The following is a 3,841-nucleotide window of genomic DNA, read 5'->3' on the forward strand; positions in this document are numbered from 1 at the left end:
AAAAAAAACCTAGTTTAGAAATTCTTGAAAAGTATTCTAAACAGTTCGATATGCCTCTATCTTCTCTTTTATTTTTTTCAGAAAAACTAGATGACGGTCAACCTTTATCAGTAGCAACTAAATTCAGGCTAGCTTCTGCTAAAAAAATTGTTCGTCTTATGGAATGGTTATCTGATAATGACAAATCTTAGCTATGCTCCTTTAAACTATGTTGAAAAGTTTTCTCTCGAGGAGAGAAAACTTTTCAACATAAAAAGTAAAAAATATTTAGCTTTCGTATTGAAAGAAGAGCGATCTCTTCTGAAAGAAATATCTAAGAATCCTCAAGATTTCTATCGATTTGCACCAAAAACCATTGAAAAAAATGGAAAAAAGAAAACCCGTAATATTGAAGAACCTAATTTTATTTTAAAGCCGATACATAGAAAGATTCATATATTACTTAGTGAAATTCCAGCACCAGATTATTTATTTTCAAAGAAAAAGTCTTCTTGTGTACTTAATGCTAAAGCACATGTGAATTGTCATGGCTCGACATTAAATATAGATATAGAGAACTTTTTCCCCTCAACATCTCGTATCAGAGTACAACAATTTTTTGGTTATTTTTTGCAGTACCCAAGAGATGTGGCAGATTTCATGGCAGATATATGCACTGTGAATAACCATATCCCAACAGGGAGTCCATTAAGCTTAATGCTAGCATTTTGGGCTAATAAGCCGATGTTTGATGAGTTAAATAAACTAGCTGTTAGTCGTAAAATAAAAATGACAATTTATGTAGATGATATTTCATTTACAGGGGGAGCTGTAAATGACAGTTTCAAAAATAAAGTGACTGAAATAGTCAATAGATATAATCATAGTATAAACCCTGACAAAGTTAGATTTTTCGGTGAAAAATTAAGATTTATCAATGGAATAGCTATAAGTAAAGTTGGCTTGCGGCCTAGTAATAAATTATCCAAAGAAATACGATCTCTTAAAAATATAAGAGATGTACAAGATGCTAATACATTAGGGGGGAAACTTAATTATATGAACTATATTAAAGCGATAGATTTAACTGGATAGGCAATCTTTGCGCCAATAAGCTAAAGAAGAGATGGTTATATGTGTCTAGAATTCTGGTAGCTATTCAATCAGTATATTATTTATTGAATGATTTTAAGTAATTACTTAAGAAAAAAACCATTTCACTGTAAAATTAAAAATAATTTTTATTCATTAGAATTGGGTGAAGAATGTCCAATAGAGATTTCGCTCATCGCTTACAAATGAAGTTTGGTCTGTCCTATACAGAGCCTACAGATTTTCAAATTTCACAAATTAGAGCTGATGTTTTAAGAATTGTTAATCAGCAAGGTAGACAACCTACACTTGCGGAATGGACACGAATAGTTGGTAGCTATTGCCGAAGTATTGGTACTCATGCTCGTATGGGCGTTGACAATACTGATTTAAATTTATTGTTGCATTTAGCAATCCAGAGTGGAAAGTAATAATGAGTCTTGATAATTTCAAAAGACAAGTACGTGAATATTTTTCAATCCTTTCTGTAACGCCAGAAATTTCAGATAACGAATGGTTGAATTTCGCTAAGAAACTTGAGTCAGAGAAGCCATTAAATAGGGCTCAAGCAAATAGCCTTCTACATAAACATTTTCCTGATCATAAATTTACAGTTTTATGTCTTGATAGTATTGATAATTCAGATGTCAATGCACTGTTGTTAATGGCTATTAATGCGAATAAAAGTGCAAAATAATTCGTACTCTAAATTTGAAGAAGAGCATTCAGAGCTGAAGTCTATTTATATGGATAAGCTTAGGGATGTATGTGAAAAAAAAGCTGAAGATAGTTTAACGATGTTAGATGTTTCAGACTATATGTCTGTCTCATCTAAATATTTTGGTCTACCTGAAAAATATTCTCACGATATTCTTGCTGAAAAAAGGTACTTACGAGGTTTTAAAATTAGTAGCTTTGCTGATGATTGTTTTTCAATTTTAGAAACCTATGTACTTCACACCATCCTTTTGAAAGATTTGCTTCTGAAGTATTCAGGGATGGAGTTGAAGGATGTACTTTCTACGAAAACACTTACCAATACTCAAAGAGTCGTTGTGAAGTATTCAAGTCATGGTAGTGATAGTTTGAAAGAAAAATTCATTAAAAATGAATTAAGTACTCATGGATTTGATGTGAAAAATGCTAAAGATGAACTTGATCTTCCTTTAAAAGATATAGTTCTCATCATTGTAGGTATTGTAGGTTTTATTATTGTTTCTATTTTGGCGTTTGTTTTTCCGACACCAACTGCATGGCAACAGTTTATTCAGAGAACAATTGTATCGCTATCATTAGCAATTTTAATAGCCACTTTGCCGGGATTTGTTAGTTTGGATATAAGGGCTAAATTGGAAGAAAATAGAGTTAAAATAATTGCAGGAGGATCTTTTGCTATCTTCCTAATTATTTACTTTTTTAATCCTGCCTTTATGCCTGCCTAATTTTTTATAGCAGACTATTAAGATTCTCTGCTAATTTGGGATTAGCAGAGAATGCTCAAATCTAACTTATACTTTTAGGTATAGCTGTAATGGGTTATCAACCATAGATTCAAAGCCATATGCTTCATAGTATTTTTTGGCTTCTTCGTGTAGAGCATCTACAACGATAAAAACACAACCACCATTCTGTTTCGATATCTGAGCGCGATAGAAAACTTCGGCCATTAGAATTTTACCGAACCCCTGTTTCGCAAAATTCTTATCAATCGCCAGTCGTGATAAACGCAGGATTGGAACAACATTGGGAAGCTTTAACTTCTTTTTTGTACTTTCTGTTAAACCAGAACAATCAAGTTGTCCATGTGTTAGAGAGTAATACCCAATTAACGGGTGTAAAGGATCTGTTGACGGAAGTAGAAACGAGGGTGTAATCCCTTTCTTATTATGTTGCCCCATCGTATGTACTAAATATTCATTTAGTGATGGTTCCCCACAATCAAATTTCTCGCGAAAGTCATTGATCTCCTGTTTTGCCATATCGGCGTATGGAATTGCTAATGTTACTGACATTGTTGGCTGTTTCCTCATATAGACGAAGAGCATCCTGTAAATAAGGATTGACGATTGCTGGCTCTTCTAATTTTGCTTGTAACCAACCAGCCTGATCTTCAGTCACATTGATCCACTGCATATTGTGTTTATCAATAGTATCTTGTGCCTGTTGAAGCGCTGATTGAACCATAAAACTATTTATTGTTTGCCCTGTGACTTCAGCAGCTTTGGATATAACTGCATAAATCTCATGGCTAACTCTTGCTGAAATTCTTTCTCTCGAATTGTCATGCAATTTGGTATTGATCACTTTTGAACTCCTAATTGAATTAAATATTTACCTTGTTTAAGACTGAAACGGTTACATCACAGTGATTCGAATGAAATAACAGTTTTTCGTCGGCGTTGGACTGTCATAAAACAGCGACACGCTAAGATGAATGGATTATACATCTTCTATGTGGTGGCGCCAAATTGGCACCACTATTATTTGAACACATTATGAGCAGTCATGCAATTTTTTTAATGTAAAAAAGAAAAAGCCGAATAACTTTTGGAAGTTATTCGGCTTTTTCTTTAAATACGGTTATAAAGACTAAATTACCATAGCGATAATTTTAAACTTATGCATTCTTTAAGAATTCCTAAAATTAACATAATACACGTTATACGAATCTAAAATGTAACTCCAAAATAGAAATGTCCGGTTTCTCCAAAGTAAAAATGTCCGCTTTTAGAATATGCACTTTTGCAATTTCGTTAGCGGACGGTTTGAT

The 3,841-nt window shown here is 33.1% G+C and carries 6 protein-coding genes and 1 pseudogene; 5 read left to right on the forward strand and 2 right to left on the reverse strand.

The features are described from left to right. From P253_RS15850 to P253_RS04665, 5 genes and pseudogenes are all read left to right on the forward strand, one after another. Positions 1 to 191, forward strand: a pseudogene (locus tag P253_RS15850) (transcriptional regulator); the annotation flags it as partial. Then, positions 178 to 1,074 (forward strand): reverse transcriptase family protein, encoded by an 897-nt coding sequence (locus tag P253_RS04650; protein WP_016659747.1) that lies wholly within the window; start codon positions 178 to 180, stop codon positions 1,072 to 1,074. The pseudogene P253_RS15850 and the gene P253_RS04650, both read left to right, overlap by 14 nt. A 170-nt stretch (positions 1,075 to 1,244) precedes the next feature. Then, positions 1,245 to 1,502, forward strand: a complete 258-nt coding sequence (locus tag P253_RS04655; RefSeq protein WP_016659746.1) for a hypothetical protein — start codon at positions 1,245 to 1,247, stop codon at positions 1,500 to 1,502. 2 nt (positions 1,503 to 1,504) lie between these two features. Then, on the forward strand, positions 1,505 to 1,768 hold the full coding sequence (locus P253_RS04660; RefSeq protein WP_016659745.1) for a hypothetical protein: 264 nt from the start codon (positions 1,505 to 1,507) through the stop codon (positions 1,766 to 1,768). Further along, on the forward strand, positions 1,758 to 2,513 hold the full coding sequence (locus P253_RS04665) for a hypothetical protein (RefSeq protein WP_035363162.1): 756 nt from the start codon (positions 1,758 to 1,760) through the stop codon (positions 2,511 to 2,513). The genes P253_RS04660 and P253_RS04665 overlap by 11 nt, the downstream gene beginning before the upstream one ends. 66 nt (positions 2,514 to 2,579) lie before the next feature. Here P253_RS04665 and P253_RS04670 read toward each other — a convergent pair whose 3' ends face one another. Continuing rightward, the gene (locus P253_RS04670) at positions 2,580 to 3,083 is read right to left on the reverse strand and encodes a GNAT family N-acetyltransferase (protein ID WP_016659743.1); all 504 of its coding nucleotides are present in this window, start codon (positions 3,081 to 3,083) and stop codon (positions 2,580 to 2,582) included. After that, complete coding sequence (locus tag P253_RS04675; protein ID WP_016659742.1) at positions 3,028 to 3,375, reverse strand: type II toxin-antitoxin system TacA family antitoxin; 348 nt, start codon at positions 3,373 to 3,375, stop codon at positions 3,028 to 3,030. Before P253_RS04675 ends, P253_RS04670 begins: the two co-directional genes overlap by 56 nt. Positions 3,376 to 3,841 lie beyond the last annotated feature (466 nt).

Origin of the sequence: Acinetobacter indicus CIP 110367 (assembly GCF_000488255.1) — a bacterium.
GTDB classification, from domain to species: domain Bacteria; phylum Pseudomonadota; class Gammaproteobacteria; order Pseudomonadales; family Moraxellaceae; genus Acinetobacter; species Acinetobacter indicus.